The 16,815-nt window shown below is 38.2% G+C and carries 17 protein-coding genes and 1 riboswitch; all 17 genes read left to right on the forward strand.

Translation table 11 applies throughout. The features are described from left to right. Positions 1 to 28: 28 nt before the first annotated feature. The 17 genes from pyk to H5S41_RS02050 all read left to right on the forward strand — a co-directional run bounded on the left by pyk (position 29) and on the right by H5S41_RS02050 (position 16,815). The gene (gene pyk / locus H5S41_RS01970) at positions 29 to 1,450 is read left to right on the forward strand and encodes a pyruvate kinase (RefSeq protein ID WP_182601974.1); all 1,422 of its coding nucleotides are present in this window, start codon (positions 29 to 31) and stop codon (positions 1,448 to 1,450) included. A gap of 180 nt (positions 1,451 to 1,630) precedes the next feature. Continuing rightward, the gene (locus tag H5S41_RS01975) at positions 1,631 to 2,512 is read left to right on the forward strand and encodes a CvfB family protein (protein ID WP_182601976.1); all 882 of its coding nucleotides are present in this window, start codon (positions 1,631 to 1,633) and stop codon (positions 2,510 to 2,512) included. Next, positions 2,512 to 3,405 (forward strand): tyrosine recombinase, encoded by an 894-nt coding sequence (locus H5S41_RS01980; RefSeq protein ID WP_182601984.1) that lies wholly within the window; start codon positions 2,512 to 2,514, stop codon positions 3,403 to 3,405. Before H5S41_RS01975 ends, H5S41_RS01980 begins: the two co-directional genes overlap by 1 nt. Positions 3,406 to 3,418: 13 nt before the next feature. Continuing rightward, positions 3,419 to 3,775, forward strand: coding sequence for a reductase (locus tag H5S41_RS01985; protein ID WP_182601986.1), 357 nt, complete (start codon positions 3,419 to 3,421; stop codon positions 3,773 to 3,775). Next, positions 3,768 to 4,559, forward strand: coding sequence for a segregation and condensation protein A (locus H5S41_RS01990; RefSeq protein WP_182599113.1), 792 nt, complete (start codon positions 3,768 to 3,770; stop codon positions 4,557 to 4,559). Before H5S41_RS01985 ends, H5S41_RS01990 begins: the two co-directional genes overlap by 8 nt. Beyond that, positions 4,522 to 5,127, forward strand: a complete 606-nt coding sequence (gene scpB, locus H5S41_RS01995) for an SMC-Scp complex subunit ScpB (protein WP_231793429.1) — start codon at positions 4,522 to 4,524, stop codon at positions 5,125 to 5,127. The genes H5S41_RS01990 and scpB overlap by 38 nt, the downstream gene beginning before the upstream one ends. Further along, positions 5,128 to 5,841, forward strand: coding sequence for a pseudouridine synthase (locus H5S41_RS02000; protein WP_182601988.1), 714 nt, complete (start codon positions 5,128 to 5,130; stop codon positions 5,839 to 5,841). It abuts the gene before it with no gap. 115 nt (positions 5,842 to 5,956) lie between these two features. Further along, positions 5,957 to 6,082: riboswitch (FMN riboswitch) on the forward strand. Positions 6,083 to 6,197: 115 nt separating this feature from the next. Next, complete coding sequence (locus tag H5S41_RS02005) at positions 6,198 to 6,776, forward strand: ECF transporter S component (protein ID WP_182601990.1); 579 nt, start codon at positions 6,198 to 6,200, stop codon at positions 6,774 to 6,776. A gap of 178 nt (positions 6,777 to 6,954) precedes the next feature. Further along, positions 6,955 to 7,983: a helix-turn-helix domain-containing protein gene (locus tag H5S41_RS02010; protein ID WP_220483199.1), complete on the forward strand. Its 1,029-nt coding sequence runs from the start codon at positions 6,955 to 6,957 to the stop codon at positions 7,981 to 7,983. Beyond that, a complete protein-coding gene (locus H5S41_RS02015) occupies positions 7,973 to 9,412 on the forward strand; it encodes a RecQ family ATP-dependent DNA helicase (RefSeq protein ID WP_182601992.1) in 1,440 nt (479 codons plus the stop codon). The genes H5S41_RS02010 and H5S41_RS02015 overlap by 11 nt, the downstream gene beginning before the upstream one ends. Before the next feature lie 82 nt (positions 9,413 to 9,494). After that, entirely contained in the window at positions 9,495 to 10,088 is a 594-nt protein-coding gene (locus H5S41_RS02020) for a LysM domain-containing protein (protein WP_182601994.1), read from the forward strand. Positions 10,089 to 10,143: 55 nt separating this feature from the next. After that, positions 10,144 to 10,830, forward strand: coding sequence for a (d)CMP kinase (gene cmk, locus H5S41_RS02025; protein WP_182601996.1), 687 nt, complete (start codon positions 10,144 to 10,146; stop codon positions 10,828 to 10,830). Positions 10,831 to 10,902: 72 nt separating this feature from the next. Beyond that, the gene (rpsA, locus tag H5S41_RS02030; RefSeq protein ID WP_182599101.1) at positions 10,903 to 12,153 is read left to right on the forward strand and encodes a 30S ribosomal protein S1; all 1,251 of its coding nucleotides are present in this window, start codon (positions 10,903 to 10,905) and stop codon (positions 12,151 to 12,153) included. 91 nt (positions 12,154 to 12,244) lie between these two features. After that, positions 12,245 to 13,558 (forward strand): ribosome biogenesis GTPase Der, encoded by a 1,314-nt coding sequence (der, locus tag H5S41_RS02035; protein ID WP_182601998.1) that lies wholly within the window; start codon positions 12,245 to 12,247, stop codon positions 13,556 to 13,558. 209 nt (positions 13,559 to 13,767) lie between these two features. Continuing rightward, the gene (gene hbs, locus H5S41_RS02040; protein ID WP_003666054.1) at positions 13,768 to 14,043 is read left to right on the forward strand and encodes a non-specific DNA-binding protein Hbs; all 276 of its coding nucleotides are present in this window, start codon (positions 13,768 to 13,770) and stop codon (positions 14,041 to 14,043) included. A 169-nt stretch (positions 14,044 to 14,212) separates the two neighbouring features. Further along, the gene (locus H5S41_RS02045; protein ID WP_182602000.1) at positions 14,213 to 15,478 is read left to right on the forward strand and encodes a tetratricopeptide repeat protein; all 1,266 of its coding nucleotides are present in this window, start codon (positions 14,213 to 14,215) and stop codon (positions 15,476 to 15,478) included. A gap of 125 nt (positions 15,479 to 15,603) precedes the next feature. Next, entirely contained in the window at positions 15,604 to 16,815 is a 1,212-nt protein-coding gene (locus tag H5S41_RS02050; protein WP_182602002.1) for a CCA tRNA nucleotidyltransferase, read from the forward strand.

Here is a 16,815-nt window from a genome sequence, read left to right on the forward strand (position 1 = left end):
CTATAGATGCAAAAGGAGAGATTCATTTATGAAGAAAACCAAGATTGTAAGTACACTTGGTCCTGCAAGTACTGATGTTGATACGATTGTTAAGTTGATCAACGCGGGAGCTAATATTTTCCGTTTCAACTTCTCACACGGTGACCACCCAGAACACTTGGGCCGAATGGAAAATGTACACAAGGCCGAAGAAATTACTGGTAAGTATGTTGGTATCATGCTTGATACTAAGGGTGCTGAAATTCGGACTACTGTTCAAAAAGAAGGTAAGATTAACTTCGAAATTGGTGACAAGGTTCGTATTTCAATGGATCCTTCAATTGAAGGTACCCATGATAAGATTGCTGTTACCTACCCAGGCTTATACGATGACACTCATGTTGGCGGTCATGTTCTTTTTGATGATGGCTTAATTGACATGGTCATTGATGAAAAAGACGATGCAAACAAGGAACTTGTCTGCCACGTATTAAACCATGGTGTTCTTGGTTCTCGTAAGGGTGTTAATGCTCCTGGTGTATCAATCAACTTACCAGGTATTACTGAAAAGGATAGTAGTGATATTCGTTTCGGTTTGGAAAACAAGATCAACTACATTTCAGCTTCCTTCGTTCGTAAGGCCCAAGATGTTCTTGACATTCGTGAACTTCTTAAAGAAAAGAACATGGAAGATGTTCAAATCTTCCCTAAGATTGAATCTCAAGAAGGTATCGACAACTTTGAAGAAATTATTGAAGTATCTGATGGTTTAATGGTTCCTCGTGGTGACATGGGTGTTGAAATTCCTGCTCAAAATGTGCCGATCGTTCAAAAGCACATGATCAAGCGTTGTAATGAATTAGGTAAGCCAGTTATTACTGCTACTCAAATGCTTGACTCAATGCAAGAAAACCCTCGTCCAACTCGTGCCGAAGTATCAGATGTTGCCAACGCTGTATTTGATGGTACTGACGCTACTATGCTTTCTGGTGAAAGTGCTAACGGTGACTACCCAGTAGAATCTGTTGCAATGATGAACAATATTGACATCAAAGCCGAAAACCACCTTTGGGAATTCGGAACTGAAAAGTTTGATTGGGACAAGTCAGATGTAACCGAAACTATTGGTTCAGCTGTTGCTAATGCTGCTAAGGACTTAGATATTCATACTATTGTTGCTTACACTGCTTCTGGTTACACAGCTAAGATGATTTCTAAGTACCGTCCAAACGCTGATATCGTTGCCTTAACTCCAAATGAACGTGTAGAACGCGGTCTTATGATTAACTGGGGTGTTCAACCATACGTTGTTGATGAAATGAAGAACACTGATAAGATGTTCGACTTAGCTGCTAAGAAAGCAGTAGAACTTGGCTTTGCTAAGAAGGGCGACAAGATCATTATTGTTGCTGGTGTTCCTTTGGGTGTTCCAGGTGCAACCAACATGATGCGTGTTAAGACTATCGACTAATATTTAATAAATTAGTAAGACAATTTTAAAGACTTGGGAGAATTATTCTTCCAAGTTTTTTTGTTGAAAAAATTGTCTTTTACTTAGTCTGTATAAAGGTTAAATCAATTGATCCTACTAGCAAAATAATCTCCCACCGTGTAAAATCGATATAGAATAAAAAAGGATAAGTGATGTAAAATGAATTCAGCATTAGGAAAAGTTGTTACCGCGGTAATGATTGATGAGAACGATACGGATTATTTTGTTCAACCCGATCGTAACGGACAAACATACCGATTGCCTAAAAAAGAAAGTCCGCAAACATTGCATATTGGTGGACAAGTTCGTGGCTTTGTCTATGAAAATGAAAATCATCAATTGCAAATGACTTGTGAGCATATTCCAACAATTCAAGTAGACCACTATGACTACGGGACTGTCGTCAATGTGCGACGTGATTTAGGGGTTTTTGTTGATATTGGATTGCCTAATAAGGATATCGTTGTTTCTTTAGATGATTTACCTAGTTTAAAACATCTATGGCCACAGCCAGGTGATCGTTTGCTAATGTCATTGCAAGTTGATGATAAGGATCGCCTTTGGGGGAAACTAGCGGATGATCAAATTTATCAGACAATATCGGCTGCTCCTGACAAGCGCTTACTTAATCATGATACGTATGCAACCGTGTATCGATTAAAAATGAGCGGGACTTTTGCAATTACTGATGATTATCATTTGGGATTTATTCATCCAAGTGAACGAGATCAAGAACCACGTCTAGGACAGCGAGTAAAGGCCCGGGTTATTGGTCTTTCATCTCATGGCAGTCTTAACTTATCACTAAAACCACGGGCATATGAAGCAATTGGCGAAGACGCACAGATGATTTTAACGATGTTAGAACACGACATCAATCACCGGTTACCGTATACGGACAAGACAGATCCATCAATTATTCGAAGTGTATTTGGTATTAGCAAAGGGCAGTTTAAGCGAGCAATAGGTCATTTGCTTAAGAAAAAAATTGTCGAACAACGTGATGGCCAATTAATTCTAATAAAAGAGAATCAAGATTAATGGATGATAATGTAGCTGAATTTTTAGCCTTTTTAAAAGAAGACCGCCACTTAAGCAATAACACCATTATGAGCTATCAGCGTGATTTATGGCAGACGATGGACTACCTTCAGGATCACGGAATTTCACAATGGCAGCAGGTTGATCAATATATGCTGATTGAAGTTTTAAATGAGTTTCGCCAACAAAATAAAGCCAATTCAACAATCAATCGTATAATTTCGAGTTTACGACAATTTTATAAGTATATGATTCGGCATCATTATTTAACGGTTAATCCGATGGAAATGATTGATCATCAGTATACTTTCAATCAGCCTGCAACACCGGTAATTTTAACTGAAAAAGAGATTGAGCAATTGCTTCAAGTGCCAGATGTATCCACTCCTTTAGGTATTCGAGATCGTGCTCTCCTAGAAGTGATGGACGCGACGGGGATGCGGGTTAGCGAAATTATTGCATTAGATATTGCGGATCTCCACCTTGATGTTAAATTATTACAGATTACAGGTAAAAATAATCAAGAGCGAATAATTCCTCTGAGTCAGCCAGCAGTAGAGTGGATAGAAACATATTTAAAAAATAGCCGTCCGCAATTAATAAAGAATAAACAAGAGACGACTGTTTTTGTAAATGCTCATGGATGTCCATTAACTCGTCAGGGAATTTGGAAAAAAATGAAGGAATGGGTTACAGAAGCAAAGATAAAAAAAGAAGTTACTCCGCAAACAATGCGTTATTCATTTGCTGTTCACCTAATTGAAAATGGAGCTGATATCCAATTAATTCAGGAAATTTTAGGTTATAATGCGATGAAAGCTATTCAGCCGTATTTGAAGGTATCACCGCAACAACTATCTGCTAACTACATGAAATATCATCCACGAGCATAGAAAGGAATATACAATGTTAGTTCGTTACCGAAAAGATTACCAAAAAATAGCTCTTGGGTTACTATCTCTAGTGACAGACCTACGAAAAGATAATCGATTCATGGAAGAAATGGACTGGGCAATTGCCAATGATTGGCCAATTTTCTTATGGAGAGACATGGATGATAGTCATTTTATCGGGATTGTTATTTTAGAAATCGGCGACTATTACGTATTGGTTCGCCGGCTATCCTTTACACCTAGCGAACGGTCTGGTCATAATATATTTTCACTGTTAGACGGCGTTCACGACCAATATCCTGATAAGCGTCTTTTAGGGACTTTGGCAACCCAACCAATAATTAGTATGTGGGAGAGAAATAATGAGTGAGCAAGTGCAACCACAAAAACCATTTCAACCAGTGATTAAGGTTCATGATTTTGAGGGGCCGCTAGATTTGTTATTACACTTGATAAAACAATCTGAAATGGATATTTATGATATTCAAATTTCACAAATTACAAGTCAATACCTCGAATATCTGCATCAGATGCAAAATCATCAGTTAGAAGTTGCGGGGGAATATTTTGTAATGGCCGCAACCTTGATGGATATTAAAAGCCAGATGCTTTTGCCCTCACCACCGCCAATCGATATGGAGCCAGAAGTAGAAGAAATTGATCCGCGTCAGGAATTAGTTGACCAATTGCTTGAATATCAGCGGTATAAAAAGGCGGCTGATCATCTCAAAGATAAAGAGAGTTTACGACAACAGGAATATACTCGGCCAGCAATGCAAGTACCAGCCGATATGATAAAAGCACATGTTGAACCAGGAATAAACTTGGAAGATTTACAGCAGGCTTTTACCAATGTTTTACGGCGGCAGCAATTAGCAACCCCTCTAGTTGAAACAGTGGCCGCAGAAAAGATAAGTGTAGGCCAGCGAATGAAACAAGTTTTTGCCTTTATTCAAGAAGGCCCGGCGCGATTTGATGATCTTTTTAGTGATATGTATACTCGTGATGGACTAGTAACTACTTTTTTAGCAATCCTTGAATTAGCAAAACACCAAGCAATTGTAATCAATCAGACAGGGTTATTTGAACCGATAATTTTAGTGGAGGGACCTAAGAGTGGCGAATATGAAACTAACCAATCAAGCGCAGATTGAAGGATTATTATTTATCAGTGGGGATGAAGGAATTACTCTTAGTGATTTAGCAAAAATATCTGGTTTTATGAAGCCGGCAATTTTAGCAATCCTTCAAGAACTAAAAATGAAATACGAAAATGATCGGACATCTGCTTTTGTTTTATTGGAAAGCAACCAAACGTATCGTTTAGCAACTAAGCCGCAATTAGCTGATGTAATCAAGCATTATTTTGAAGTGCCGCTGACTGTTCCGCTTACTAAGGCATTATTAGAGGTGTTAGCAATTGTTGCTTATCGTCAGCCAATTACACGATTAGAAATTGATGATATTCGAGGGGTTAAAAGCTCCGGGTCCCTGCAAAAATTAATGGTACGAGGACTAATTGATACTCATGGACGGTTAGACGCGCCTGGTCGACCGTTCTTATATTCAACAACTCCAGCATTCTTGAACTATTTTGGCTTAAGTAATTTAGATGAATTACCACCACTTCCAGATCAAGATGAGTTAGATGTTAGTGATATAAATGGTGATATTTTCCTTGAGGCATTACAAACCCGCGAAAAAGGAAAGGAAGATAATTAAATGGAAAGATTACAAAAAGCAATGGCTGAGGCAGGAGTAGCGTCACGACGCGCTTCAGAAAAACTAATTCTTCAAGGAAAAGTTGCTGTTAACGGTACGATAGTAAAAGAGCTGGGGACTAAAGTAGGCACGCATGATGAAATAGTTGTAAATGGTGTACCTATCCAGCGTGAACAGCATGTTTATTATTTGTTAAATAAACCACGGGGAGTAATCTCTAGTGCCCATGATGACAAAGGACGACGAACGGTAGTTGATATTATCCATGATGAGGATATTGATGAGCGAATTTATCCGGTTGGCCGCTTGGACTACGATACGACAGGAATTTTACTATTAACTAATGATGGGGCATTAGCCAATAAGTTAATGCATCCGAAATATGAGGTTGAAAAAACATATATTGCAAAAGTTGAGGGTATTATCAAAAACGATGAATTAAAGCAGTTGCGGTTGGGTGTTATTGTTGATGGTCGAAAAACTAAACCAGCAAAGTCCAAACTGATTAATGTTGATCGGGCAAAAAAGACCAGTCTTGTTCAACTAACAATTCATGAGGGCAGAAACCATCAAGTAAAGAACATGTTTAAAGTAGTTGGTCATCCGGTTATTAAGCTGCATCGAGAAACTTATGGTCCGCTTAATTTATATGGCTTACAACCGGGTGAATTTCGGACGCTAAAACCTGAAGAAATTCAAGCGTTGAAAAAATAAGAATTTAATTGATTAGCAATAGGCTAAGTTTTATGGAATAAATGATAAGAAAAAGCCATGAGCGTTGACATAATTAGAAAAGCACATTAAAATAGTAAGTGTAAATATTATAAACGTTTGTCTTCAAGGCGTGGTGTAATTCCCGACCGGCGGTAATAGTCCGCAACCCGCTGCATAGTGTAGTGGTTGAGCTGGTGTAATTCCAGAACCGACAGTATAGTCTGGTATAAAGAAGATTTCTGTATTAAATAATCTTTAAATGATTTATTTGCGTTGCTGACAAACTTTTTAAGTCAGTAACGCTTTTTTAATGCAGGATGCCAAATGGAGGCAATCTCAAATGGAGGTTGTTAATAATGACAATGACGCATCAACGTATTCAACGGTTAGTGGGAATAGCATGTTTAAGTGCTCTAGCATTTATTTTAATGTTTTTTGAATTTCCTGTGTTACCCATGGCACCCTATCTAAAATTAGATTTTTCCGATGTTCCGGTTTTAATAGGGGGATATATATATGGTCCGGTAGGCGGTATTGCAATCGCTGCAATAAAATGTTTGATTCACGGAATGGTTCATGGCTTTTCACCAGCGGAATTAATTGGGGTTACGAGTGATTTTGTTTCTTCATTAGCGCTTCTTCTCCCATTTTCGTGGGTATGGCGTCATCGTAATTGGACTAAGAAGAGACAAGCGTTTGTGGGAATTGTTTTAAGTACAGTGATTTTGACTGTTCTAATGTCCCTATTAAACCTGTGGGTGCTTACGCCGCTTTATATGGCTGTTTGGAATTGGAAGTCAACTTTACCAGTAGCACAGTTGGTGGCCATTGGGGTATTGCCATTTAATATTATCAAGGGCCTAGTTGTAACAATTGTATATGTAATTATTGCGGGACGATTAGGCGCATGTCTAGATCAGCATCGGACAATTTAATATGAAGATTAAAGAGGGCATCTAGAGTTCAGTTTTACCGGGCTTTAGATGCCATTTATGTACTGCACTGTTTACTTTTATATCAATCAGGGGAGTTATTTATAATAAATTGGTAATTTATTGAATTTAATACTAGTATTTTTAAATAAATTACGTATATAAATAATAGGAGGTGAAAATGGTGACCAAATTATTGCGTTTTTTTAGTTATCATCAGCCACGAAGAATTCGCGTAATAGAAAATACTTTAAAAAGTCGGCGGACCGTTGCAACTTTATTTTGGGCACGTCAATATGGAATCTTAGAATGGCTTGGAGCATATCGTTCTTTGACAAGACAGGATTATGACCAAGCGATCAATAGCCTTGTAAATGATGGATTATTAGTGATTGACGATCAATTACAGGCAAAATTAACGGAAAAAGGGGCCAGTCAATTAAAAAAGAAAGAGAGCAGCTTATATATTCCATCTTTCTATGATTGGTACTGGCTGGCAAATACACAGCGGATAATGCAGCGGCTACTTTTAGCTATTCAAGTTGTATCTGAATATTCATATGGACAAAGAAAGTATGTTCCATTAGCAATATCTTATGGTGAGATGCTGGCTGTAAAGCAGTGGTTTCGCCAAAACTTTCGTCAGAACATTGTTAATGAACTTTATTCCGATTTACACCGATTAGGAAGTGCTTTAGAAAATGAAGATCCACGGTTGGCAACTGACCTCTTTAACGTAATGATTGGTCACAATTATTCTGGCTGGACAGTTAATCAGACAAGTGCTGAGTTAAATATAGGACTTGATGATGTTCAATTTTTACGGCATGATGAGATGTTGGCTGTTAGTGCATATGCCCGTAACTTTCCAGGACTATTACAGCAATTATTTTTGCCATTATTTAATGAAAGCCCATTAAATCGTAGTGCACAGATAACGTTTGATTTATACGTTAAGGGACTATCGATTGAGCAAATTGCACAACAACGCCGACTAAAGCAGAATACGATTAAAGAGCATTTATTGGAGGCAGCTGTTCTAACTCCGAATAAGTTAAATTGGGATACTTTACTGCCTGTAGCTAAAAGAGTAACACTTGGTAAATTGTATCAAGGGGATCCTACGAGCTGGGAGTTTAACGAGGATAAAACTACTTTTTATGAATATCGTTTATATCAGATATATCAAGGAATAACTGATGGAAAATAATGAAAAAATATTACAAATATTAAAGAAGCGTTTTGGCTTTGATGATTTTCGCCCAGGTCAGAAAGAAACAATAGATACGTTATTGTCCGGAAAAGATACCTTAACAGTCTTACCAACAGGAGCCGGAAAATCTCTCTTATATCAGCTTCCGGCGTATTTGCTTTCTGGAACGGTTGTTATCGTTTCGCCGCTGCTTTCATTGATGCAAGATCAAGTTGATAGGTTACATCGGCAGGGTGAAAAAAGAGTGATAATGCTGAGCGGACAAATCATCGGCCGCGAGCGGGCTAATATATTGCATAATTTAAAATCATTTAAATTCGTGTTTGCCTCTCCAGAAATGCTTGACAACCAAAATGTTTTGGAAACGCTCAAAAATATTAATGTTGATTTGTTAGTAATTGATGAAGCTCACTGTATCTCACAATGGGGCCCTGATTTTCGTCCCGAATATTTACTTTTAAAAAACATTCGGCAACAACTAGGGAAACCAACTACTTTAATGTTAACGGCAACTGCTACTCTTCACATTCGTCAGGATATTTTGTCGAAGCTGGGAATAAAAACCGCGCAGCAAATAATAAAATCTGTTGACCGCCCGAATATATTTTTAGCAGTACAGCAGAAGGCAACGCAGAAAGAAAAAGATGAAGAACTATTGCAACTAGTCCGGAAGTTTAACGGCCCAGGCATAATATATTTTGCTAGTCGAAAATTAGCTTCACAGATGGCGGAATGGCTCAGCTCACAGACTGATTTAAATGTTGCGGCATATCATGCAGGAGTTGCAACGATTGAACGGTTTCGGATCCAAAACCAGTTTATGAATAATGAGTTGCAGGTTATATGTGCAACGAGTGCATTTGGGATGGGGATTGATAAAAATGATGTGCGTTATGTAATTCATTATCATTTGCCTAGTAATCTAGAAAATTATTTACAAGAAATAGGACGTGCTGGCCGAGATGGGAAACAAAGCCTTGCCGTCCTCCTATATGCTAATGGGGATGAAATGATTCAGCGACAATTAACGAGTATTGACGTTCCGCCAGCTAGTCTTTTACAACAAATAAAAGATGATAAAATTTCATCAACGATTCTTGGTGACCAGGGAGCGTTGTTTAAATTTTATTTAAATCATCAATCGACCCCTGAACAAATAATTACAATGTTTAATCACCGGAAAAATCAAACAGAAGAAGAACTGCAGAAAATGCTTGGATATATTAAAGCAGACAGCTGTAGGCGCAAATATCTTCTAAACTATTTTGGTGAAGCAGAAAAAAAACAGGAAAGTATTTGTTGCGATAATGAGATGGCAGAGTGGGAAGATAAGCTCCTTTTACCAGCTCGTGGAGGGAAAACTATAACCAAAACGCTTGACTGGCATGAACGGTTAAAACAATTATTAAATATTACTGAAAATTAAAGTTTGGTGTAGTTGCTAGACAAGTATTAAATGATTGCGATACAATCAGAATGTTAATTCTCAAAAAGGAGGCATGATTACTTTGAGTGAGGAACGAAAAGAGAGCCGGCGAGCAAATGATGAGTTATGGGATAAAAAGTTTGCTGACAATGAAGACCTCGATCGTGATGGCCACTTGTCACGGACAGAGCATCGAAAACAGCGATCGCATAATTCGATGATCACGACGATTTTAATTGTATTAATTATTGTTCTTGCTGCTACTCCGCTTATTTACTGGATCAATAATAAGCAATCATTCAATCATCCTGTAAGAACTGAACAAGTAGCTACCAGCTCTGAAAATAGTAAAAAAAAAGTATCTCACAGTTCAAGTACCTCTAGTAAAAAATCCCAAAAGAGCAGTAATGTGAGCGATGAAAGTTCAGCTTCTTCGTCAAGTACTGAATCAAGTTCAACTCAGCCCAGCCAGAGTTATAGCAGTGCTCCACAAAGCAGTAGCAATTATTATCGCTATAGTAGCAGTAGCCGTTATAATAATGGCTATTATCAAAATCGCAATACTCAGAATCGTTATAGCAACTATCAGCAAACACCTCGACGGTATAATAACGGTGAGACATATAATCGGTATAATAATAATTCAGGAAATACAAATCACTATAATTATCGATAATCTTAAACAATCCTAGTTAGTATTAGGTTAAAATTAGAGGAGTGAATAACAAAGAATGAACAAAGGGTTACAAGTCGCTATTGATGGTCCGGCCTCGGCAGGAAAAAGTACAGTCGCAAAATTAGTAGCAAAAAAATTTAATTATGTTTATTGTGATACGGGGGCAATGTACCGAGCAGTTACGCTGGAAGTATTAAATCAGGGAATTGACCCCAATGATGAAAAAGCTATCGCTGAAATCGCACGCCAAGTAAAAATTGATTTTGAGCCGGGAGAGTCAGAACAGCGAGTATTTTTAAATGGTGAAGAAGTAACCCATGCTATTCGGTTGCCGAAAGTTGCTGAAAATGTGTCAGCTATTGCAGCTGTTCCTGAAGTTCGTGCGGAAATGACAAGGCAACAGCGCCAAATTGCTGAAAAAGGCGGTATTGTAATGGACGGACGCGATATTGGAACAACTGTTTTACCTAATGCACCAGTAAAGATTTTTATGGTAGCTAGTGCTTATGAACGTGCACGGCGTCGTTATGTTGAAAATAAGGCAAAAGGGATTGATACTACTTCCTTAGAAGAGTTACAAAAAGCAATTGAATTAAGGGATAAAAAAGATTCCACAAGAAAGCTGTCACCACTAACTCAGGCAGCAGATGCGGTGAGGTTAGATACAACAAATTTAACAATTGACGAGGTTGTAGATAAAATTAGTCAAATAATCAAAAAAACACAAGATGAATTAGCCTAAATACTGGAAATGTGAAACAAATTTTAGTAAAATATCATTTAGAGTTGATTGTTGCAAGGAGGATTTTTTTTAATGGCTGAAAACAACGAAAACAAAAACGATATGTTAGAAGCGCTTGATAGCATTGAACAAGTAAAGGTGGGCGATGTTGTCAAGGGTGAAGTTTTGGCAATCGATGATGATCGTCAAGCTATCGTTGGAATTAAAGATGCAGGGGTTGAAGGTGTCGTCCCTGCTAAGGAATTATCAACCAAGCCAGTTGAAGACATCAATGATGCTGTAAAAGTAGGTGACGAATTAGACTTAGTTGTCATTTCCAAGATCGGTAACGACAAGGAAAATGGTAGCTACCTTCTTTCTCACCGTCGTCTTGAAGCCCGTAAGGTATGGGATGACATTCAAAAGAAGTTTGATGAAGGTGAACACATCACCGCAAAAGTCACTCAAGCTGTTAAGGGTGGATTAGTCGTTGATGCTGGAGTTCGTGGCTTCGTCCCTGCTTCAATGATTACGGATCACTATGTTGAAGACCTTAACCAATTTAAGGGCCAAGAACTTGAATTTAAGATTGTAGAGATTGAACCAAGTGAAAACCGTTTGATTCTTTCCCACAAGGAAATTATTCAAGCTCAACACGAAAAGGCAGCAGAAAAAGTATTTTCTGAATTACAACCAGGTGATGTTGTTGAAGGTAAAGTTGCTCGTATGACTAACTTTGGTGCTTTCATTGACCTTGGTGGTGTTGATGGATTAGTTCACGTTTCTGAAATTTCATATGATCACGTTGACAAGCCTTCTGATGTTTTGACTGCTGGTCAAGATGTTAAGGTTAAGGTATTGAGCGTTGATCCTGAACGTGAACGGATTTCATTATCTATTAAGCAGACCTTACCTGGACCATGGGATGATATTGAAGAAAAGGCTCCAGTTGATAGTGTATTAACTGGTACTGTTAAGCGCTTGACTAGTTTTGGTGCTTTTGTTGAAGTATTCCCTGGTGTTGAAGGTTTAGTTCACATTTCACAAATCTCACACAAGCACATTGCTACACCTGCTGATGTTCTTAAGCCAGGTCAAGAAGTTCAAGTTAAGGTAATCAATGTTGATCCTGAACACCAACGTCTTGGTTTATCAATGAAGGCTCTTGAAGAACGTCCAAAGGAAGACGAAAACAACAATAACAACGGTGAAAACTACCGTGGTCGTCGTCGTTCACGTCGTAACAATAACAACCGGAGCTTTATGAACAATGCTCCAGAAGAAGAAAGTGGCTTCTCAATGGGTGACTTAATTGGTGACAAGCTTAAGGACCTACGGAACTAGTTTCTTAAATTAATTATCTTTTAAGGGGGAAGTGACAGTATTGTTACTTCCTCTTTAATCATTTAAAAAATAAAGAAAGAAGGTGGAATGATTGGCTAATCCAATCGTAGCAGTTGTTGGTCGTCCGAACGTTGGTAAATCAACGCTGTTTAATCGTATTGCAGGAGAACGAATTTCAATTGTAGAGGATACTCCAGGTGTTACGCGTGACCGTATTTATGCTCATGCCGAGTGGTTAGGTAAATACTTCAGTATGATTGATACTGGTGGAATTGAAATTTCAGATCAACCATTATTAACACAAATTCGTCAACAAGCTGAAATCGCTATTGATGAAGCTGATGTTATTATTTTTGTTGTTGACGTAGAAAACGGGGTAACTGATGCCGATGAACAGGTAGCGCGGATTCTATATCGATCTGATAAGCCGGTTGTCCTTGCTGTTAACAAAGTTGATAATCCTGAACGGCGTAGTGATATTTATGATTACTATTCACTTGGTCTAGGTGAGCCATATGCTGTTTCAAGTGTTCACGGTATTGGAATGGGTGATCTTTTAGATGCAGTTGTTAAACAGTTCCCAGACAATGCCGCAAATGATAAGGATGAAAGTATTCACTTTAGTTTTATTGGTCGTCCAAATGTTGGAAAATCCTCGTTAGTAAATGCAATTTTAGGAGAAAACCGGGTAATTGTATCTAATGTGGCCGGAACGACGCGGGATGCGATTAATACTCAGTTTACGACAACAGATGGGCAAAAATTCACGATGGTTGATACTGCTGGTATTCGTAAAAAGGGAAAAATATATGAAAACACTGAACGTTATTCATTGATGCGTTCTATGCGGGCAATTGATGGCAGTGATGTTGTTTTAGTGGTGCTAAACGCTGAAGAAGGTATTCGGGAATTAGATAAACATATTGCGGGATATGCCCATGAAGCTGGTTGTGGTGTCATTATCGTCGTCAATAAGTGGGATACTCTGAAAGAAAAAGATCACCGCACGATGACAGATTTTACTAACTTGATTCGTCAAGAATTCCAGTATCTTAGCTATGCACCAATTATTTTTGTGTCTGCTAAGACAAAGCAACGGTTAAATCAATTACCATCTTTAATTGAAGAAGTATATGACCATCATCGTCAACGTATTCAATCGTCTGTATTGAATGATGTTTTAATGGATGCGATTGCGGCAAACCCTACTCCGACGCAAAATGGTCGTCGTCTACGTGTTTACTATGGTACCCAAGTAGCAACGGAACCGCCGACATTTGTTATTTTTGTGAATGACCCCGACCTAATGCATTTTTCTTACGAGCGTTATTTAGAGAACCAGATTCGAAAAGCGTTTGATTTTTCTGGAACGCCGATCCACTTAATTAAGCGTCAGCGACAGTAAAGGTTAGAGAATTCTCAATAAAATGAAAAAACATTAAAAATGCGCATAGAACTTAAGAAAACCGCTTGCCAGCAGGCTTTCTCTATGCTAATCTTAACAATGAAATGATACGAACTTCTCGTAGTTATTTCGTTAATTTTGGACCACTCAAAATTAACATTCACTGACGCGAGTTTAATACTCTCGTTGATTGTGGGAGGTGAAACAACATGGCAAACAAAGCAGAATTAGTAAGCAATGTTGCTACTGCAACTGGCTTAACCAAGAAGGATGCTACTGCAGCTGTAGATGCTGTTTTTAGTTCAATTCAAGCATCTTTAGCTAAGGGTGAAAAGGTTCAATTGATTGGCTTCGGTAACTTCGAAGTACGTCAACGTGCTGCACGTAAGGGCCGCAACCCACAAACTGGAGAAGAAATCAACATTCCTGCAAGCAAGGTACCAGCATTCAAGCCTGGTAAAGCTTTAAAGGATGCTGTTAAGTAATTTGACAGCTAAATGTTAAAGAGACTGGTAAAGGACGAAAGTTTTTTGCCAGTCTTTTATTTATTCCAATTTTTTAAGAAATCTACTATCTAAATAAGCGGGCGTGTTCGATGCGTAAGCTTAATGACTGTGATATATTTAGAAGTGATAGTAAAAAGGAGGGCAAAAGATGACCTACTCAGAACAAATGGTTGATCAATTAGAAGCAGGTAAGTTAAAAGAAGCCCAGAATTCATTCAAACTTGCGCTTATTAATGATGATGATGACATGTTATTTAGTCTCGCTGAAGAATTATACGCATTGGGCTTTTTACAACAAGCGCGAACAATCTACCTAAAATTATTAGATCGTTATCCTGATGAAGATGAGTTAAAAACTAGTTTAGCAACAATCGCAATTGATGAAGGGCATAATGATGAAGCTCTATCTTATCTTGCACAAATAAAGCCGGATTCACCAGCGTATGTTCAAGCTTTACTAGTTGCTGCTGATTTATATCAAACTGAAGAGGAGTTTGAGGTTACAGAAGGCAAGCTTAAAGAAGCTTACTCAATAGCTCCGAATGAACCAGCAGTTGAATTTGCTCTTGGCGAATTTTACTTTATGGTGGGTCAATACGCAGATGCGATTCAATATTACTTTCAATTGATTAAAAATGGGTATACAGACTTTGCGAAGGTTGATATTGCGGGAAGATTGGGAATTTGTTATGCACAGAGCGGTCAGTTTAAGAAGGCGCTGGGGTATTTTAAACAGGTTAAACCCGAGTATCAGACTAGTGATGTTCGTTTTCAAAAGGGATTGACTCAACTGCAATTAGGCGATAATGATGAGGCAATTACAACGTTAGAGGATTTGATTAATGATGATGATCAATATGCATCTGCTTATCCTGAACTAGCAAAAGCTTATGAGAAAGAGAATAAATATCAGCAAGCTTTGCGAGTCGTCCAAGAAGGATTGGGTGTTGACCAGTATAATGAATACTTATATTCACTAGCTGCTGAAATCACGAGTCATCTTGGAAATCAAAAGCTAATGAAGAAGTATCTTGTTAAGGCTCATGAACTTGCTCCAGATAATATGACCATTACCCTTCAATACAGTAACTTCTTATTGCATCAACATGATGACGCGGCAAATATCGAATTGTTACGTCCATTGGTCAAAGAGGATGAGACTGATCCGCAATTATACTGGAACTTAGCGCGATCTTATCAACGGACAGACCAGCTTGATTTAGCCGGTAAATACTATGAAGCGGCGTTACCTGCCTATAGTGAAAATCCAACTTTCTTAAAAGAATTAATTAATTATTATCGTGAAGCTGGGGAAACAGATAAACTAATGGACGAACTAGAACATTATTTACGCTTAGTTCCAACTGATATGGAAATGCAGGATTTATATGACCAATATGAAGATTATAAATAATTTGTAAGCTTAAGGAAGACAGGAAAGATTAGGAAATTAACCGTCCACAATCTTTCCTGTCTCTTTTTAGACTTAAATTTATTTGTTATAATCAATTTTGATTATCGAAATGAGGACATGATTAAATGAAAATTAAACAGTTACCGGCTATATTTGAACCCGCACGACCAGTCTTACAAAAGATTGAAGCTGCTGGCTATGAGGCTTACTTTGTTGGCGGTTGTGTCCGTGACACTATCTTGCATGATGAAATTCATGATATAGATATTGCTACGAGCGCTTATCCTAGTGAAATTAAGGCCATCTTTAATCACACTGTTGATACAGGAATTGAACACGGCACGGTGATGATTCTTGATCATGGAACAGGTTATGAGACAACAACTTTTAGAACTGAGTCAGGCTATCAAGATTTTCGCCGTCCAGACAAAGTAACATTTGTGCGCTCCTTAAATGAAGATTTGCAACGCCGTGATTTTACGATAAATGCGTTAGCGTTACGTGAAGATGGTGAGGTTATTGATTTATTTAACGGGCTTGCGGACCTTCAAAAACACCTTATCAGGGCTGTAGGTGATCCTAATGAACGATTCCATGAAGACGCTCTGCGAATGATGAGGGCGGTTCGTTTTGCAAGCAAGCTTGATTTTGTAATCGATGCACCAACGTTAAAGGGAATTAAGGAAAATGCACCATTGTTGGCAAAGATTGCTGTCGAACGGATTAGAGTTGAGCTTGAAAAGTTATTTTTAGGGCAAAATCCAGTTGCCGGGTTAAAAGATTTCATTGCTACCGGCCTATATCAGTATTGTCCTGGTTTAGCTAATAAGAAAGATCAGTTAGCTACATTATTAGTATTAAATCAATGGCATTTAGAAAATGAGGCTCAAGTGTGGGCTGTCCTTAGTTTGCAGCTACAACTAGATCAAAGCGAGGTTGCTAAATTCTTAAAGAAATGGAAAACTGCTAACGATTTAATTGCTCAGGTAAAAAAGATTATTCCAGCAGTTGATGCAATTCATCAGCGAAATCTAACCCCATCCATAATGTTTAGGACAGGGGATAGCGCCCTCCATGATGCTAACCAAGTTGCTAAATTATACGGTTGGGCGATTGAGGATTCGGAATTACAAAAAGCCTATCAACGTTTACCGATTAAGAGTGCTAAAGATCTAGCAATCGATGGAAAAATGTTGATTACTAAGGCAGGGATAAAACCGGGGCCAGTAATGGGGAAAATCATTCAACAGTTGACATTATTAGTGCTTAATGGTGAAGTAGCTAATGACGCTACAACCCTATTGAGTAAAGCACAAGAACTAGTGAAAGAGGGATAA

The organism is Limosilactobacillus albertensis, from assembly GCF_014145555.1.
GTDB classification, from domain to species: domain Bacteria; phylum Bacillota; class Bacilli; order Lactobacillales; family Lactobacillaceae; genus Limosilactobacillus; species Limosilactobacillus albertensis.